The sequence below is a fragment of the Oleiagrimonas citrea genome (genome assembly GCF_012395255.1).
GTDB classification, from domain to species: Bacteria; Pseudomonadota; Gammaproteobacteria; order Xanthomonadales; family Rhodanobacteraceae; genus Oleiagrimonas; species Oleiagrimonas citrea.
The window spans coordinates 401793-418286 of record NZ_JAAZQD010000003.1 but is presented as its reverse complement, the minus strand read 5'-3'; the positions used below and the strand labels follow the sequence as shown (position 1 = coordinate 418286).

The 16494-nt window shown below is 66.2% G+C and carries 16 protein-coding genes; 3 read left to right on the top strand and 13 right to left on the bottom strand.

What is annotated here, in order from left to right; translation table 11 throughout:
* Positions 1-24: 24 nt before the first annotated feature.
* From mgtE to HF690_RS08970, 12 genes are all read right to left on the bottom strand, one after another.
* Positions 25-1467: a magnesium transporter gene (mgtE, locus tag HF690_RS09025; RefSeq protein WP_113064731.1), complete on the bottom strand. Its 1443-nt coding sequence runs from the start codon at positions 1465-1467 to the stop codon at positions 25-27.
* Positions 1468-1679: 212 nt separating this feature from the next.
* Positions 1680-2156: a 2-C-methyl-D-erythritol 2,4-cyclodiphosphate synthase gene (ispF, locus tag HF690_RS09020; protein ID WP_168609201.1), complete on the bottom strand. Its 477-nt coding sequence runs from the start codon at positions 2154-2156 to the stop codon at positions 1680-1682.
* Between the two features lie 16 nt (positions 2157-2172).
* Positions 2173-2871, bottom strand: a complete 699-nt coding sequence (gene ispD / locus HF690_RS09015) for a 2-C-methyl-D-erythritol 4-phosphate cytidylyltransferase (RefSeq protein ID WP_113064729.1) — start codon at positions 2869-2871, stop codon at positions 2173-2175.
* A complete protein-coding gene (ftsB, locus tag HF690_RS09010) occupies positions 2861-3163 on the bottom strand; it encodes a cell division protein FtsB (RefSeq protein ID WP_168609200.1) in 303 nt (100 codons plus the stop codon). Before ftsB ends, ispD begins: the two co-directional genes overlap by 11 nt.
* A gap of 19 nt (positions 3164-3182) precedes the next feature.
* The gene (eno, locus tag HF690_RS09005; RefSeq protein WP_113064727.1) at positions 3183-4484 is read right to left on the bottom strand and encodes a phosphopyruvate hydratase; all 1302 of its coding nucleotides are present in this window, start codon (positions 4482-4484) and stop codon (positions 3183-3185) included.
* A 68-nt stretch (positions 4485-4552) separates the two neighbouring features.
* Positions 4553-4870 carry a hypothetical protein gene (locus HF690_RS09000; RefSeq protein ID WP_168609199.1) on the bottom strand — a complete coding sequence of 106 codons (318 nt, stop codon included), beginning with the start codon at positions 4868-4870 and terminating at the stop codon, positions 4553-4555.
* 47 nt (positions 4871-4917) lie between these two features.
* Positions 4918-5748 (bottom strand): 3-deoxy-8-phosphooctulonate synthase, encoded by an 831-nt coding sequence (gene kdsA / locus HF690_RS08995; protein ID WP_168609198.1) that lies wholly within the window; start codon positions 5746-5748, stop codon positions 4918-4920.
* Complete coding sequence (pyrG, locus tag HF690_RS08990; RefSeq protein ID WP_113065086.1) at positions 5745-7421, bottom strand: CTP synthase; 1677 nt, start codon at positions 7419-7421, stop codon at positions 5745-5747. Before pyrG ends, kdsA begins: the two co-directional genes overlap by 4 nt.
* 158 nt (positions 7422-7579) lie before the next feature.
* Entirely contained in the window at positions 7580-8554 is a 975-nt protein-coding gene (locus HF690_RS08985; protein ID WP_240151692.1) for a c-type cytochrome, read from the bottom strand.
* The gene (locus HF690_RS08980; protein ID WP_168609197.1) at positions 8551-9234 is read right to left on the bottom strand and encodes a c-type cytochrome; all 684 of its coding nucleotides are present in this window, start codon (positions 9232-9234) and stop codon (positions 8551-8553) included. The genes HF690_RS08985 and HF690_RS08980 overlap by 4 nt, the downstream gene beginning before the upstream one ends.
* A gap of 18 nt (positions 9235-9252) precedes the next feature.
* The gene (locus HF690_RS08975) at positions 9253-10257 is read right to left on the bottom strand and encodes a molybdate ABC transporter substrate-binding protein (protein WP_113064723.1); all 1005 of its coding nucleotides are present in this window, start codon (positions 10255-10257) and stop codon (positions 9253-9255) included.
* 28 nt (positions 10258-10285) lie between these two features.
* A complete protein-coding gene (locus HF690_RS08970) occupies positions 10286-10849 on the bottom strand; it encodes a DsrE family protein (protein WP_240601766.1) in 564 nt (187 codons plus the stop codon).
* Between the two features lie 97 nt (positions 10850-10946).
* Here HF690_RS08970 and HF690_RS08965 point away from each other — a divergent pair, with 97 nt between their 5' ends.
* Both HF690_RS08965 and HF690_RS08960 read left to right on the top strand, forming a co-directional pair.
* Complete coding sequence (locus HF690_RS08965; protein WP_168609196.1) at positions 10947-11843, top strand: LysR family transcriptional regulator; 897 nt, start codon at positions 10947-10949, stop codon at positions 11841-11843.
* 59 nt (positions 11844-11902) lie between these two features.
* A complete protein-coding gene (locus HF690_RS08960; protein WP_168609195.1) occupies positions 11903-13702 on the top strand; it encodes an aminopeptidase P family protein in 1800 nt (599 codons plus the stop codon).
* A 117-nt stretch (positions 13703-13819) separates the two neighbouring features.
* On the opposite strand, the gene HF690_RS08955 is transcribed toward HF690_RS08960, so the two are convergent.
* Entirely contained in the window at positions 13820-14335 is a 516-nt protein-coding gene (locus tag HF690_RS08955; RefSeq protein WP_146742293.1) for a hypothetical protein, read from the bottom strand.
* Between the two features lie 215 nt (positions 14336-14550).
* Here HF690_RS08955 and parE point away from each other — a divergent pair, with 215 nt between their 5' ends.
* On the top strand, positions 14551-16440 hold the full coding sequence (gene parE / locus HF690_RS08950; RefSeq protein WP_113065084.1) for a DNA topoisomerase IV subunit B: 1890 nt from the start codon (positions 14551-14553) through the stop codon (positions 16438-16440).
* Positions 16441-16494: the final 54 nt, after the last annotated feature.

Here is a 16494-nt window from a genome sequence, read left to right as displayed (position 1 = left end):
GCTCATGACCCACTTCGCGTGCTCTCAATGCAGAAGAAAGATCGAAGCCAGCCCCAGGAAGATGAAGAAGCCGCCGCTGTCGGTCATGAACACCAGGAAGATGTTCGACCCCATCGCCGGATCTCGTCCCAGGCGCAGCATCATCATCGGGATGCCGACGCCCATCACGGCGGCGAGCATCTGTTCGAGCACCATGGCGACAGTCATCACCAGGCCCAGGGGAATGTCGTGGTACATCAGCGCGACCACGCAGCCGATCACGCCGCCCCAGATCAGACCGTTGAAGAAAGCGACGCCGAGTTCCTTGCGCAGCAATCGCCAGATCGCGCTGAGACCGACCTGATCGGTGGCAATGGCACGCACGATCTTGATGATGGTCTGGTTGCCCGAACTGCCGCCGATGCTGGCGACGATGGGCATCAGCGTGGCCAGCACCACCAGCTTCTCGATCGACCCCTGGAACAGGCCGATCACGCGCGAGGCCAGAAAGGCCGTGACCAGGTTGATCGCCAGCCACGACCAGCGGTTGCGCACCGAGGCCCAGACCGAGGAGAAGATGTCCTCTTCCTGGCGCAGACCGGCGCGGCCCAGCGCCTCGGATTCGCTCTCCTCGCGGATGCGGTCGACCATGACGTCGATGGTCAGACGGCCGATCAGGCGCCCTTCGCCGTCCACCACCGGCGCGGAGATCAGATCGTAGCGCTCGAAGGCCTGTGCCGCGTCGTCGGCGTCGTCGGTCGGCAGGAAGGTGTTGACGTCACGCGCCATGACGTCGCCGACACTCTTGTCCGGCGAATTGACCACCAGCCATTTCAACGGCAGCACGCCGGTCAGCACGCTGTCCTGATTGATGACGAAGATCTTGTCGGTCTGTTCGGGCAGTTCGTCGAAGCGGCGCAGGTAGCGCAGCACGACTTCCAGCGTCACGTCCTCGCGGATCGTGACCATCTCGAAGTCCATCAACGCGCCGACCTGGTCCTCGTCGTAGGACAGCGCGGACTGCACCTGCTCGCGCTGCTGCGGATCGAGGCTGGCCATCAGCTCGGGCAGGACCTCGGGCGGCAGATCCTCTACCAGATCGGCCAGTTCGTCCGAATCCAGCGGCTCGATGGCGGCGAGAATCTCGCCCTCGTCCATGTCCGCGATCAGGCTTTCGCGCACCGCATCGGACACTTCCAGCAGAATGTCGCCGTCGCGGTCGGCCTTCACGCGCTGCCATACGACCAGACGGTCTTCCAGCGGCAGCGCTTCGAGGATGTAGGCGATATCGGCCGGATGCAGGCCGTCCAGGCAGCGCTGCAGTTCGGCGCGATTCTGCCGCTGCATGAGGCTTTCGGCGCGCTTGTGTTCGCCACCGTGACGACGTAGCAGTTCCTCAGCTTGACGCTGACGCTGCAACAAATCGTTGATCTGCGCGAACTGCTCCTGCAGGCGGCTCTGCGGTTTGCGAGTTTCGACTTCGCTCATGACACGCTCCGTCCCCGAGGGCGGAGCGCGCCTTCGGAGTTACCGGGTCAAGGAGAACGTTACGTTCAAACTGGGAGGTTGACTGGGTACGTCCATAGCTGAAAGTTCCGACGTTGTGCCGGTGTATCCGCACATGATACCAGCAGCGACCTGGCTTGGGGCGCGCGCATGGGCGGCGACGGCGCTTATTGCGCGCAACCTCGGCGCAAATGTCAGCCGCACGGCTCCAGCAAGGCGACCGCCATGGCGGCAATGCCCTCGCCGCGACCGGTCAGGCCCAGACGTTCGGTGGTCGTCGCCTTGATGCTGATACGCGACACGTCGACGCCCAGATCCAAGGCCAGATTGGCGCGCATGGCATCGGCATGCGGACCGACCTTCGGTCGCTCGCAGATCACGGTGATGTCCGCATTGCACAGACGATAGCCGCGAGCCTCGATCATGCCGGCGACGGCGCCGAGGAAATCGCGACTGTCGGCATCCTTCCACTTCGGATCGGACGGCGGAAAGTGCTGCCCGATGTCGCCCAGCGCCAGCGCGCCGAGCAAGGCATCGCACAGAGCGTGGATGACCACGTCGCCATCCGAATGCGCAGCCACGCCGTGCGTGTGTGCGATGCGTTCCCCGCCCAGCATCAGATGATCGCCGGGGGCGAAGGCGTGCACGTCGAAGCCCTGTCCGATCCGCATGTCTGAAATCCTTGCCTTACCGCGTGCGCGGAAGCAGAAACTCGGCCAGCGCCAGATCGGCGCGGGTGGTGACCTTGATGTTGTCCTCGCTGCCCTCGACCAGCAGTGGCGTCATGCCGGCGCGCTCCATCGCCATGGCCTCGTCGGTGATCGCCACGCCATCGGCCAGCGCCTGCGTCAGCGCGTCGCTCAGCGCACCACGGCGGAACATCTGCGGCGTGAACGCGCGCCAGCGACCATCGCGCGGTTCGGTGCCGCAACTGTGCCCGCCGGCATCGGCATGCTTGAGCGTGTCGCGCAACGGCGCGCCCAGCAGCCCGCCCTCGCCGACCGAGGCGCGAACCACCAGATGCTCGATGTCGGCCGCGCGGACACAGGGACGCGCCGCATCGTGAACCAGCACGAACGCATCCGCGCTCACATCGCCCGGCAAGGCGCGCAGCCCGGCCAGCACAGAGTCCGCACGCTCGGCGCCGCCAAGTGTGGTGAGCACGGGCTTGCCGTCCATCGTGTCGATGCCTGCCCACGCCGTGTCGCCCTCGGCCAGCACCACCATCAGGCCGGCAATGCGCGGATGCGCGGCCAGCCGCTCCAGCGTGCGCAGGATCAGCGGCTGACCGGCCAGCGGCATGTACTGCTTGGGCACTTCGCTGCCGAACCGCCGACCATGGCCGGCAGCCGGCACCACGCACCACAGGGCCTCGTCAGTGCGCATCGGAACTGCTCGCCGAGGCCGGTTCGACCACCTGGTAGAAGGTCTCTCCGGGCTTGATCAGCCCCAGTTCCGAGCGCGCGCGCGACTCGACCGCCTGCCCATTGTGCTTGAGGTCTTTCACGTCCGCCTCCAGCGCCTGATTCCGACGCGTGAGTTGATCGTTCTCTTCGCGCTGCGCAGCCACACTGGCGCGCAGCGCGTGCACCTCGCGGATGCCGTCGGCGCCGACCCACAGCTTCCACTGCAGAATCAGCAGAAACGCGATCAGCAGCAGTCCGATCCAGCGCAGCATGGCAGCGGCCCGTGTTCCGTCATGCGTCCGGGAAGGACGACAGGTTCGGGAACGCGTCGCGTCCGGCGTAGCGCGCGGCATCGCCCAGCTGCTCCTCGATCCGCAGTAGCTGATTGTACTTCGCGACGCGATCGCTGCGCGACAACGAGCCGGTCTTGATCTGCGTGGCCGTCGTCGCCACCGCGATGTCGGCGATGGTGGTGTCCTCGGTCTCGCCGGAGCGGTGCGAAATCACCGCTGCGTACTTGGCCGCATCGGCCATGGCAATGGTCTCCAGCGTCTCGCTGAGCGTGCCGATCTGGTTGACCTTGATCAGGATGGCGTTGGCGATACCGTCGTCGATGCCCTTGCGGAAGATCTTCGGGTTGGTGACGAAGTTGTCGTCGCCGACCAGCTGAATGCGGCTGCCCAGACGCTCGGTCAGCGCCTTCCAACCAGCGTTGTCCTGCTCGGCCATGCCGTCCTCGATGGTGAGGATCGGGTACTTGTCGCACCAGCCCGCCAGCACGTCGATGAAGCCGGCCGAATCGTAGGCCTTGCCTTCGCCAGCCAGGTCGTACTTGCCGTCCTTGTAGAACTCGGAGGACGCCGCGTCCAGCCCCAGCCAGATATCGCCGCCGGCGTTGTAGCCGGCCTTGCCGATGGCTTCGAGGATGGTCTCGATGGCTTCCTCGTTGGAGCGCAGGTCCGGCGCGAAGCCGCCCTCGTCGCCCACCGTGGTGTGCAATCCGCGTCCCTTCAGCACGCTCTTCAGCGCATGAAAGATCTCGGCGCCGGCGCGCAGCGCCTCGCTGAAGCTGGGCAGCCCGACCGGCATGACCATGAATTCCTGCACATCGACATTGTTGTCGGCGTGTGCGCCGCCGTTGATGATGTTCATCATCGGCACGGGCAGCTCCACCGAACGACCGCCGGCCAGGTACTGCCACAGTGGCACGCGGCGCGAAGCGGCCACGGCATGCGCGGCCGCCATGGACACACCGAGCAGCGCATTGGCGCCCAGCTTGCCCTTGTTCTCGGTGCCGTCGAGCGCGATCAGCTTGTCATCCAGACTCTTCTGATCCGCCGCATCGAACCCCTTCAGCGCGTCGACGATCACCTTGTTGACGTTGTCGACCGCCTTGGTCACGCCCTTGCCCAGATAGCGACCCTTGTCGCCGTCGCGCAACTCGACCGCCTCGCGCGTGCCGGTGGAGGCACCCGAAGGCACCGCGGCGCGCCCCATGCTGCCGTCGGCCAGGGTGACGTCGGCTTCGAGAGTGGGATTGCCGCGCGAATCGAGAATCTGGCGGGCGTGGATGCGTTGGATGATTGTGCTCATGGTTTCCTGTCAGCTTGCGGTCAGACCAATGATGAGGAGAAGAAGAATCAGCAGAACCACCGCCGCGTTCAGGCACAGACCAATGATGCCGAACGTGCGGCGGCGGGATTTCTGTACGACGGCGGCACGCCCAGCCCCAGGCCGACCAGACTGATCAGGCCGGTCAGTATGACCAGCAGTCCGAGCATGACGGTCTGCGGCGCATGCTCGTCGGGGGCGACGCCGCCGTTGTGGACGTTGATGGCTACGGCAAGAAGGAACACGCCGAACATCATCACCAGCGTGACCAGGCCGATCACGAACGAAGCGATACCCAGCCCCGAATGCTTGCGCGGGGCATCTGGCGGCGAGGTCGAAACGGGCTGGATGGCGATGCTTTCGTTCATGTGGCTCTCCCCCCTGTCATGTACCGATGTTCGCTCCGGCCGATGCGTCAGTGCTGTTCGAGGAACCCGCGCTGCTTGACCACGGCATCGAGCTCCATCAACGTCTCGAGCAAGGCCTTCATACGGTCCAGCGGCCAGGCATTCGGGCCGTCGCTGAGCGCCTTGTCCGGGTCCGGATGCGTTTCCGCAAACAGGCCGGCCACGCCGGCCGCCACGGCCGCGCGCGCCAGCACCGGCACGAACTCGCGCTGTCCGCCCGAACTCGCGCCCTGCCCGCCCGGCAACTGCACCGAGTGGGTGGCGTCGAACACGACCGGGCACTGCGTCTCGCGCATCACCGCGAGGCTGCGCATGTCCGAGACCAGGTTGTTGTAGCCGAAGCTCACGCCGCGCTCGCAGACCATGATCTGTTCGTTGCCAACGGCGCGCGCCTTCTCGACCACGTGCTTCATGTCCCACGGCGCCAGGAACTGGCCCTTCTTGATGTTCACCGGCTTGCCGGCGGCGGCGACCTTCTGGATGAAATCGGTCTGCCGGCACAGGAACGCGGGCGTCTGCAGCACGTCGACCACGGCCGCGACCTCGTCGAACGGCGTGTATTCGTGCACGTCGGTCAGCACCGGCACCTCGACCTGGCGCTTGACCTCCCCGAGGATACGCAGGCCCTCTTCCATGCCCAGGCCGCGGAAGCTGGTTCCGGATGAGCGGTTGGCCTTGTCGAAGCTGGACTTGAAGATGAACGGCATACCCAGCGCACTGGTGATCTCCTTGAGCGTGCCAGCGGTGTCGACCTGCAGCTGCTCGGATTCGACCACGCACGGCCCGGCGATCAGGAACAGCGGCCGGTCCAGACCCGCCTCGAAATGACACAACTTCATGCCGAGGCCTCCTGTGCGTCGGCCAGCTGCTGACCGGTGCGCACGGCGTGAAATTCGCGCGCGGCGCGCACGAAGCCGATGAACAGCGGATGCCCGTCGCGCGGCGTGGACGTGAATTCCGGATGCGCCTGGCAGGCCAGGAACCACGGATGCGTCTGCGGCGGCAGTTCGACCAACTCGACCAGCAGATCGTCCATGGATTTGCCCGACACCACCATGCCGAGGTCCTCGAACTGCTGGCGGTAGCGGTTGTTGAATTCGTAGCGATGGCGATGACGCTCGCGCACCACGTCGCGACCGTAGAGATTGTGCGCCAGCGTGCCCGGCTTCAGACGGGCCTCCTGCGCGCCCAGGCGCATGGTGCCGCCCAGATCGGACTGCTCGCTGCGCGTCTCGACCTCGCCGCTGGCCGTGGTCCACTCGGTCACCAGGGCGATCACCGGGTCCTTGGCGTGACGGTCGTTCTCGCTGGAGTCGGCGCCTTCGATGCCGGCCACATGACGGGCGAAGTCGACCACCGCCGCATGCATGCCATAACAGATGCCGAAGTACGGCACCTTGTGCTCGCGCGCGTATTGCGCCGCCTGCACCTTGCCCTCGAAGCCGCGCTTGCCGAAACCGCCCGGGACCAGCACGGCGTCAACGTCGCCCAGCACCGCGGCGGCGCCTTCGGCCTCGATCTGCTCGGAATCGAGCCACTTCAGATGCACGGCGGTGTTCTGCTTGATGCCGCCGTGACGCAACGCCTCGCCCAGAGACTTGTAGGCGTCCTTGTGCTCGACGTACTTGCCGACGATGGCGACTGTGACTTCATCGTGCGGATGCTCGACGGCTTCGACCGTGGCCTCCCACTCGGACAGGTCGGCCGGCTTGGCCTCCAGTCCCAGCTGACGCACGACAATGTCGTCCAGGCCCTGCTTGTGCAGCCAGGACGGCAACTTGTAGATCACGTCCAGATCGACCGCGCTGATGACGGCCTTCTCCGGCACATTGGTGAACAGCGCGATCTTGCGGCGCTCGCCGTCCGGCAGCGGCTGCTCGCAGCGGCACACCAGAATGTCCGGCTGGATGCCGATCGAACGCAGTTCCTTGACCGAATGCTGCGTCGGCTTGGTCTTGATCTCGCCCGCGGCCTTGATGAACGGCACCAGCGTCAGGTGCATGAACAGGCACTTCTCGGGACCGTGCTCGATGCGCAGCTGACGGATGGCCTCCAGGAACGGCAGCGACTCGATGTCGCCGACCGTGCCGCCGATCTCGACCAGGGCGACATCGTGACCGCGCGTGGCCTCGTAGACCGAGTGCTTGATCTGGTCGGTGATGTGCGGAATCACCTGCACGGTCGCGCCCAGGTAGTCGCCGCGGCGCTCCTTGCGGATCACGCTCTCGTAGATCTTGCCGGTGGTGATGGAATTGCGGCCGGTCAGGCGCGTGCGCACGAAACGTTCGTAGTGGCCCAGATCCAGATCGGTCTCGGCGCCGTCGTCGGTGACGTACACCTCGCCATGCTGGAAGGGACTCATGGTGCCCGGATCCACATTGATGTAGGGATCGAGCTTCATCATGGTGACGTTGAGGCCACGCGCCTCGAGGATGGCCGCCAGCGACGACGCCGCGATGCCCTTGCCAAGCGAGGACACCACACCGCCAGTAACGAAGATCAGAGGGGTCATGAACGACGGCTCGTGCTGGTAAAAGGCCATTCTACAGAGTCGTCCGCGATGCTGCGAGTCCAGACGGGCCCGAAGTTCAGCACCGGGATAGGACGCGCACGCGAAATCGGCGGAAATCCGGCCTCCGCCGTTCGCGTGCCGCCCGATGACCGCGCCGGTCAGCGCGGGGAACCGGATCCGAGCAAATGACCGTTCACCACCGTGCCGTACAGCGACATCTTGCTGTGATGGAACTTCTTGCGCGTCTCGGCCACGCTGCCGGTGAAACGCGGGTCCTGCGGCCGTTCGTGCGCGTTCATGAACAGGGCCACGTCCCAGGCGTCCTGATCGCTGAGCATGCCGCCGCGCCCCAGCGGCATGTTGGCCTTGATGAAGGCCGCGGCGTTGTCGAGCTTGTGCATGCCCGCGCCCCAGTTGAACGACTGCGGCCCCCAGAGCGGCGGAAACACGTAGCGGCCCGCCGCCTTCTGGCCCTGCCCGTCCTTGCCATGGCACAACGCACAGTTGGTTTCGAACACGTGCTGGCCGCGCGCATAGTCCGGCGGCTGCGGCGGCTTGAAGCCCTTCTTCGGGTAGCCCCGGCCGGCCAGCGCCACACCGGTCGGCGCCCCCTTGGACATCCAGTAGACGTAGCTTTCCAATGCCACGATGACCGGGCTGTCGGGCGGCGGCGCCTTGCCGTTCATGCTGTAGCGGAAGCAGCCCTGCAGGCGCTCGGCGAAGGTGTTCACATGCCCGTTCTTGCTGCGGTACGTCGGGTACATGCCCCAGGCCGCCCACATTGGCGCGGCATTGGCCAGGCGACCGGCGTCCAGGTGACAGTTGCTGCACCTCAGCCCGTTGCCGACGTAGGCCTTGGCATGAGTCTGGGTGTCCATGAAGATCGCCCGGCCCTCGCGCACCATCTTGCCGAACGGCGTGTCCGGAATGGCGTCGATCGGCGGTGGTGTGAAGGTCTTGGCGACTGCCTGCTTCGGAGCGGCGGTCGACGTCGTCGCCGCCTTCGCCGGCACGGCGGCCGTGGACGACGCTGCGCTCGTCGACGCCGAAGGCTGCGAAGACCCGGAACAGGCGGCCAGCGCAAGGGCGAAGGCGGGTGCCCAGGCATGCATCGAATGCATCATCCGATTCATGGCGTCTCTCCCCTGGCGTTGATTGGCTGCGCAGCGAACCAGGCGGCCACGTGCCGCATGTCCTGCTCGCTCAGCTTCGAGGTCACGTGCTGCATCAGCTGCAGCGGATCATTCTTGCGCGTGCCCTGCTTCCAGGCCTTGAGCTGGGCGACGAGGTAGTTCGCCGGCTGGCCCGCCAGCGGAGGAAAACTGACGCCCACACCGACACCGTGCGGACCGTGACACTGCACGCAAGCCGGCACCTTCTCGCTCCAGCGGCCCCACTGCGCCAGCTGCGCGCCCGGATCGTCGTCGGCCACCGGCTTGGCATCGCGATGCTGCGCGGAAGCCGGCACCGGCATGGCGCTGTAATACGCGGCCATCGCCTCGCGCTCGGCAACGCTGAGCGCCTTGGCGTTGGGCTGCATGACCGGATTGGCCCGCGAGCCACTGGCGAAGGCATCGAGCTGCTTGAGCAGATACGCCTTGTTCAACCCAGCCAGCCGCGGATAGCCCGCAGCATCCTGCCCGCCGCCGTGCGCGCCGTGGCAGGCCGAGCACGGTGCCGCACCGCGCCCATTGCCGACCTGCGCGATGCGCGCCGCGTCGGGTGTGGCGGCATGGGCCGCCGCCACGCCGGCAAGGATGGTCAGCGCAGTCGCGATCTTCGCGAAACGGCGCCGTTGCGTTCGTATCGACATGTCCACTCCCCTTGCGCGTCAGCGCGCACCCTCATCGTAGGCCTTGAAGCCGTAACGCTTGAAGATGCCCAGCGCCTGTGACGAATGGATGAAGGCCAGCCACTGACGGGCCGCCTCGGCGTGCGGCGCGCCGTGCACCACGGCACCGGCATAGATCGCCGTGACATTGTGCGCGTCGGGAATGTCCACGTGCGTGATCGGGTGACCGACCATTTCCTGGAAGCGGGCTTCGGACTGCCAGGTCACGCCACCCTGCACGCGCCCCTGCATCATCCACAACGGCGTCTGCCGATGATGGATATGCGTCAGCTCGGTGCTGCCGGCCTTCACCTTGTCCGTGTAGACGGCTTTCAGCAGCGCCGGTCCACCCGCTTTCACCAGCGCCTTCTCGATGCGCTTGCCGATGCCTTCGAAGGCCGGATTGGGCATGGCCAGCTTGATATCGGCACGCGCCAGATCGGCGAGGCTGCGGATATGCGCCGGGTTGCCTTTCGGCACCATGATGGTCAGGTCGTTGGTCACGAACGGCACGACCGGCGCGTCCAGCGCGCCGTCCCTCACCATTTTCTTCACACGCCCCAGCCCCGCCATGTACACGTCCGGCGGCGCGGTCCAGGTCATGTTGCCGACGGTGATCGTGCCGCCAGCCTGCATCTGCGTCTGCAGCAGTCCCGGAGGAATGGTCTCCCAGTACAGCCGCCCCTTGTACTGCGGATGCATGCGCTCGAAGGCGTGCACCAGCGGCGCCATGGCGAAGTAGTAGTTGCCGGCCACGTACAGCACCAGCCGCGCCGTGCCCGGGTTGCCGTGGAAATCGGCCAGATTGTCGACCTGCGGAATGGTGAACTCCAGGCCGCGCTGGATGCTGTCGTTGTTGCGCCCGTCCTGCCAGGGCGGGAACACGCCCAGCGGCATGGTCTGCTGCGCGGTCTGTGCTGCGGCAGTCGCCGGCGCGATGCCTGCGGCCGCCGCGAAAACGGCCAGCACCAGCGTCACGGCGCGTCGTGCGATACGCGATGTCATGGTTGCGGTCTCCTGACGAAGGCGTCGCTCAGAGCGGGCTCAGCGCGTAACCCTGCTGCTGCAGGACGGTGGTCGTGGTCAGTCCAGACAGCGCCAGCGTGACATGCTTGGACACCCAGCCGTACTGGAAGTGATGCTCGGCCACGGCCTGCGCGCACACCGACACGTCGACGCCGGCCTTGCGCAGCTCCTCGATCAGCTTGAGGTTGGGATTGTCGACGCCAAACTTGGCGCGGTAATGCGCGTTGTCCAGCACCAGCGGCGTAGCCGCGCCACTCGCGACCGCGACGAACTTCAGATGGTCGAGCGGCACACCGGCCGCCACGTAGAGGTTCACGGCACGCGCCACATGATCGAGCGAACCGTTGACCTGATCGGGCGACTTCGCGCCCTTGGTCAGCGCGAACACGATCTTGTACGTCGCTTTCGGATCCGGCTGATAGGCCGCATCGGCCAGGTAGTGGATCTTGCCGTAGCCCTGGATCGTCGGGGTCTTCCAGAAGCTGTTACTGGCGGCGGACGCCTGCAGCGGCAGCGCGATCACGGCGAACAACAGCATCGTCGCGACATGGATAAGACGGTCTCTACGCACGGCACACCTCCTCGTGGAATCAATGTGCCTTCGATCATCACGCAGATGAAGCAATGCATCCAATGCAAATAAAGCAAGATATGTATAGATTATTGTTATGAATCTCCATCATCTGTCGATCTTCCACGCGATTGCCGAAACCGGCAGCATCAGCGCAGCCGCACGCCGTCTGCATATCTCGCAGCCCGCACTCTCGCGCGAACTGAAGACCTTCGAAGAACGCTTGAACGTGCCCCTGTTCGAACGGGTCCCGCGCGGCATGCGGCTGACGCAGGCCGGCCGGGTACTGCATGAGCACGCTACGCGCCTGTTCGCCATCGAGCACGCGGCCGAGGCCGCCATTCGAGAAATCGCCGAGGCGCGCAGCGGACGGCTCACGCTCGGCGCCAGCAACACCATCGGCACCTACGTGCTGCCCAGGATCCTGGCCGGCATGCGCACGCAGCACCCGGACATCGACATCACGCTGTTCGTCGGCAACACCGAGCAGGTCTCGCGCGGCGTGGTGGATCTGCGCTTCATGCTGGGCTTCATCGAAGGTCCGCTGCATCTGGAAGGACTGTCCGCGATCACGTTCGAGGAAGACGAACTGGTGCCGGTCGTCGCCAAGAACGACCCGCTGCTCGCACGTCGTCGCCCGACCATCGAAGACATCGCCCGGCAGCCATTGCTGATGCGCGAGCGTGGTTCGGGCACGCGCGAAGTCATCACCACCCTGCTGCGCGAGCGCGGCATCAAGGAAAGTCCACGCATCATGGAATTCGGCAACACCGAAGCCCTGAAGCAGGCTGCGATCCACGGCGGCGGCGTGGCCTGGCTGCCGCGCATCTGCATGCACGCGGAACTGCGCGACGGTGGGCTGTGCGAACTGGGCCTGAAGTCGCTGCATATCCGTCGCCCGCTCAAGGTGCTGTACCGTTCGTCCACACAGGCCGCGCCGCTGCAGCGCGCGTTCCTGGAGCGCCTGCAGCCCGGCTTGGGTGCCCGCATCTGACCCGCCGCACGGGACCTCCGGCCCTGCCGACGACACAGTTCGGCTGCTAGCATTCGCGGATGAACACGCAGATTCCTTCCCGACTTTCCGCCCTCCGCGCCGCGCTGCGCGAGCACGATATTCAGGCCTGTCTGATCCCCAGCGCCGACCCGCACCTGTCCGAATACCTGCCCGAACACTGGCAGGCGCGGCAGTGGCTGTCCGGTTTCGACGGCTCGGCCGGCACCCTGATCGTGACCGGGGATTTCGCCGGTCTGTGGACCGATTCGCGCTACTTCGAACAGGCCGAACAGCAACTGGCCGGCACCAGCGTCGAGCTCATGCGCCTGCGCGTACCGCACACCGCCGAGCACGTGGACTGGCTGCTCGATCAACTCGGCGAAGGCCAGACGCTGGCCGTGGCCGGCGACAGCATCGCGCTATCCAGCGCGCGCAGCCTGCGCGAACGGCTGCGGAAGACCGGCGCGCGCCTGCGCACGGACCTCGACCTGCCCGGCACCGTCTGGAAGGACCGTCCCGCGCTGCCGCACGCGCCGGTCCGCGCCCAGGCCGCCGCATGGTGCGACGGCGATCGCCGCGAACGTCTGCAGCGCGTGCGCGAGACGATGGAGCACGCGCAGGCCAGCCACCATCTGCTTTCCAGTCTCGACGACATCGCCTGGATCACCGGACTGCGCGGCCGCGACGTCGAATACAACCCGGTATTCCTGGCGCACCTGCTGATCGAACGCGAGCGCTGCACGTTGTTCGTGGACCCGGACAAGCTCGACGACACTCTGTGCACCGCGCTGCAGGAAGACGGCATCGTCGTGCGCGCCTATGCCGAGACCGCAGCAGCCATGGCCGCGCTGCCGAACGATGCTGGCGTCATGCTGGATCCCGCACGCGTGGTTGTGGACATCGTCAACGGCCTGCCCGAACGCGCGCGTCTGATCGAGCGCGCCAATCCCTCCACCGCATTCAAGGCGATCAAGAGCGACGCCGACATCGCGCACATCCGCACCACCATGCGCGAGGACGGCGCTGCGCTGGTCCAGGGCATGCGCGAAGTCGAACGCCGTCTGCAGGCCGACGAAACGGTGAGCGAACTGGACGTGGCCGACATCCTGCGCGAAAAACGCGCCGCGCGCCCCGCGTTCGTCAGCGAGAGCTTCGGCACCATCGCCGGCTACATGGCCAACGGTGCGCTGCCGCACTACCACGCCACCGAAGAGCACCATGCAGAGCTCCACGCGGACGGCCTGCTTCTGGTCGACTCCGGCGGCCAGTACGAGGGCGGCACCACCGACATCACCCGTATGTGGGCCTTCGGCGAAACCTCGCCGGAGCAGCGCCGCGACTGCAGCCTGGTGCTGAAAGGCACCATCGCGCTGAGCCGCGCACGGTTTCCGTCCGGCGCCAGCGGCCCGCAGCTCGACGCCCTGGCGCGCGCGCCGATCTGGGCCGACGGCGGTGACTACGGACACGGCACCGGCCACGGCGTCGGCTACTTCCTCAACGTGCACGAAGGACCGCACGGTATCCGCCCGCCGGCACCGGGCGGCGCACTGGTTCCGCTGCAGCCGGGCATGATCACGTCGATCGAACCCGGCCTGTACCGTCCGGGCCGCCACGGCGTGCGTCACGAGAACCTGGCCGTCGTGCGCACCTGGAAGGACACCGAGTTCGGCACCTTCCTGGAATTCGAAACGCTGACGCTGTGTCCCATCGATACCCGCGCCCTGGACCTCGCACTGCTCGACGAAAGCGAGCGCGCCTGGCTCAACGACTACCACGCCCGCGTCGCCGAGGCGCTATCGCCCCTGCTCGACGACCCCGCCGATCGCGCCTGGCTGGAGACGCGCTGCGCTGCGGTCTGACGCCGGAATCACCCATAAAGAACGCCCGGCGCAAGGCCGGGCGCAATCAAGCGGATGCATCTTCTGTGGATGCGCTGCATCGATCCGCCGGGGCGCAACCGGCGCGGAACGCATGGATCAGTGACCGCCGCCCGCCGCGGCGTCGCCATGCAGTCGCGCATCGGCACTGGCACCGCCATGTACGGAACTACGGGCGGATGCATGCATACCGGCGTGAGCGGAACCCGTCCCGCCCTGCGCGGACATGCGGGCTTCACCCGTGGCGCTGGCACGCGGCACCGCGGACGTACTCACGGCACCGCCGGCACGATCCGCCGCATCAGCGCTGGCCTGTGCGGCATGCTCGGCATGCCGGCGCGCCTCGGCAGCCGTGGTATCGGCGCTAGCCTTGGCCTGCGCCGCGCGCTGCTTGGCCTGGCGGGTCTGCATCTGCGCACGCTGCATGGCATCGGCGGCGCGGGTCTGGGCCTGGACGCTTAGATGACCACTGGCCCGGGCCGCACTCTGCGTGAGGCCGCCGACCTGACCACCGACATGGGCCGCCGCGCCGCCGCCGACCGCCACCTGCGCGAAGACCGGGGCGGCCAGGAAACCGGCGCTGGCGATCAGGACACTGCCAAGTAGCTTGTTCATGATGAAACCTCCTGCTGGATGAAATTTCGGTGGCGGCGCCGATGCGTCGAACCACGGGCCGCACCCTGGGAAGTCGCGCCTCAATCGCACCTAAACCGCGCCGCGTCCTATTCAGAAAGCAGACAGGAGGTCGAACTTGCCGCACACTTGACCGCATGCACGGCGCTGGCCATGCTGCACCGCCACCCACCGACCGGATCGAAGACCACCGCAACATGAGCAGTCGCTACAACGCCGCCGACATCGAAGTTCTCTCGGGCCTGGATCCGGTCAAGCGCCGGCCCGGCATGTACACCGACACCACGCGCCCGAACCATCTGGCGCAGGAAGTCATCGACAACTCCGTCGACGAGGCCCTGGCCGGCCATGCCAAGAATGTCGAGGTGACCGTCTACAAGGACGGCTCGGTGGAAGTGCGCGACGATGGCCGCGGCATGCCGGTGGACATCCATCCCGAAGAGGGCGTGCCCGGTATCGAGCTGATCCTCACGCGGCTGCATGCGGGTGGCAAGTTCTCGAACAAGAACTACGCCTTCTCCGGCGGTCTGCACGGCGTCGGCGTGTCGGTGGTGAACGCGCTCTCCACGCGCCTGGACGTCACCATCCGCCGCGACGGCAACGAGTACAAGATGGGCTTCGCCGACGGTGACCGCGCCTCCGAACTGGAAGTCGTCGGCAGCGTTGGAAAACGCAACACCGGCACCACGCTGCGCTTCTGGCCGGACCCGAAATACTTCGATTCTTCAAAGATTTCCCTTTCGAAGCTCAAGCACCTTCTGCGCGCCAAAGCCGTGCTCTGTGCAGGCCTGAACGTCAAGCTCACCGACGAAGCCAGCGGCGAGACCGTCGAATGGCACTACGAGGACGGCCTGGCCGACTACCTCAAGAGCGAGATGGGCGGCATCGAGACCCTGCCCGCGGAACTGCTCGTGCAGCATGCCGAACGCGAGCAGGAAACCGTCGACACCGCATTTGCCTGGGTGCCCGAAGGCGAACTGGTGCAGGAGTCCTACGTCAATCTGATTCCGACCGCGCAGGGCGGCACCCACGTCAACGGCCTGCGCACCGGACTGACCAACGCCATGCGCGAGTTCTGCGATCTGCGCAACCTGCTGCCACGCGGCGTGAAACTGGCGCCGGAAGACGTCTGGGAACGCTTGTCGTTCGTGCTCAGCGTGAAGATGCGCGACCCGCAGTTTGCCGGCCAGACCAAGGAACGCCTGTCTTCGCGACCCGCCGCCTCGCTGGTTGAGAATGCCATCCACGACGCTTTCACGCTGTGGCTGAACCAGCATGTCGAGGACGGCGAGCGCATCGCGCAGCTGGCCATCGACCACGCCAGCGCGCGCCTGAAGGCTGCCAAGAAGGTCGTGCGCAAGAAGATCGTGCAAGGCCCCGCCCTGCCCGGCAAGCTGGCCGATTGCGCATCCAGCGACCTGACCCGCACCGAGTTGTTCCTGGTCGAGGGCGATTCCGCCGGCGGCAGCGCCAAGCAGGCGCGCGACAAGGACTACCAGGCCATCCTTCCGCTGCGCGGCAAGATCCTCAACACCTGGGAAGTCGAATCCACTGGCGTGCTGGCCTCGAATGAAGTCCACGATCTCGCCATCGCCATCGGCTGCGATCCGGGCAAGGACGATCTCGACGGTCTGCGCTACGGCAAGGTCATCATTCTCGCCGACGCCGATTCCGACGGCCTGCACATCGCCACCCTGCTGTCGGCGCTGTTTCTCAAGCACTTCCCGTCCCTGGTCCGTGAGGGTCACGTGTTCGTGGCCATGCCGCCGCTGTTCCGCGTCGACGTGGGCAAGCAGGTGTTCTACTGCCTGGACGAGGAAGAAAAACGCATCCTGCTCGAACGCATCGAGCGCGAGAAGATGAAAGGCCAGGTCTCGGTCACCCGCTTCAAGGGCCTCGGCGAGATGAACCCGTCGCAGTTGCGCGAATCGACCATCCATCCGGACACGCGCCGACTGGTGCAGCTGACCGTGGACGACAACGAAGGCACCGCGCAGATCATGGACATGCTGCTGGCGCGCAAGCGTTCAAGCGACCGCAAGGCCTGGCTGGAACAGAAAGGCGACCTCGCCTCGCTGGAAGTCTGAACGACGCATGCGAAGCGGCGTGTTGCGCCGCTTCAGCGCCGATGCCATGCTGAC

Excerpts from the sequence above, each read along its gene's own strand:
- ispF (WP_168609201.1), bottom strand. The coding sequence starts at position 2,156 with ATGCGGATCGGACAGGGCTTCGACGTGCACGCCTTCGCCCCCGGCGAT.
- ispD (WP_113064729.1), bottom strand. The coding sequence starts at position 2,871 with ATGCGCACTGACGAGGCCCTGTGGTGCGTGGTGCCGGCTGCCGGCCAT.
- HF690_RS08965 (WP_168609196.1), top strand. The coding sequence starts at position 10,947 with ATGAATCTCCATCATCTGTCGATCTTCCACGCGATTGCCGAAACCGGC.
- eno (WP_113064727.1), bottom strand. The coding sequence starts at position 4,484 with ATGAGCACAATCATCCAACGCATCCACGCCCGCCAGATTCTCGATTCG.
- HF690_RS08955 (WP_146742293.1), bottom strand. The coding sequence starts at position 14,335 with ATGAACAAGCTACTTGGCAGTGTCCTGATCGCCAGCGCCGGTTTCCTG.
- HF690_RS08985 (WP_240151692.1), bottom strand. The coding sequence starts at position 8,554 with ATGAATCGGATGATGCATTCGATGCATGCCTGGGCACCCGCCTTCGCC.
- HF690_RS09000 (WP_168609199.1), bottom strand. The coding sequence starts at position 4,870 with ATGAACGAAAGCATCGCCATCCAGCCCGTTTCGACCTCGCCGCCAGAT.
- pyrG (WP_113065086.1), bottom strand. The coding sequence starts at position 7,421 with ATGACCCCTCTGATCTTCGTTACTGGCGGTGTGGTGTCCTCGCTTGGC.
- kdsA (WP_168609198.1), bottom strand. The coding sequence starts at position 5,748 with ATGAAGTTGTGTCATTTCGAGGCGGGTCTGGACCGGCCGCTGTTCCTG.
- HF690_RS08960 (WP_168609195.1), top strand. The coding sequence starts at position 11,903 with ATGAACACGCAGATTCCTTCCCGACTTTCCGCCCTCCGCGCCGCGCTG.
- HF690_RS08975 (WP_113064723.1), bottom strand. The coding sequence starts at position 10,257 with ATGACATCGCGTATCGCACGACGCGCCGTGACGCTGGTGCTGGCCGTT.
- ftsB (WP_168609200.1), bottom strand. The coding sequence starts at position 3,163 with ATGCTGCGCTGGATCGGACTGCTGCTGATCGCGTTTCTGCTGATTCTG.
- HF690_RS08980 (WP_168609197.1), bottom strand. The coding sequence starts at position 9,234 with ATGTCGATACGAACGCAACGGCGCCGTTTCGCGAAGATCGCGACTGCG.
- mgtE (WP_113064731.1), bottom strand. The coding sequence starts at position 1,467 with ATGAGCGAAGTCGAAACTCGCAAACCGCAGAGCCGCCTGCAGGAGCAG.
- parE (WP_113065084.1), top strand. The coding sequence starts at position 14,551 with ATGAGCAGTCGCTACAACGCCGCCGACATCGAAGTTCTCTCGGGCCTG.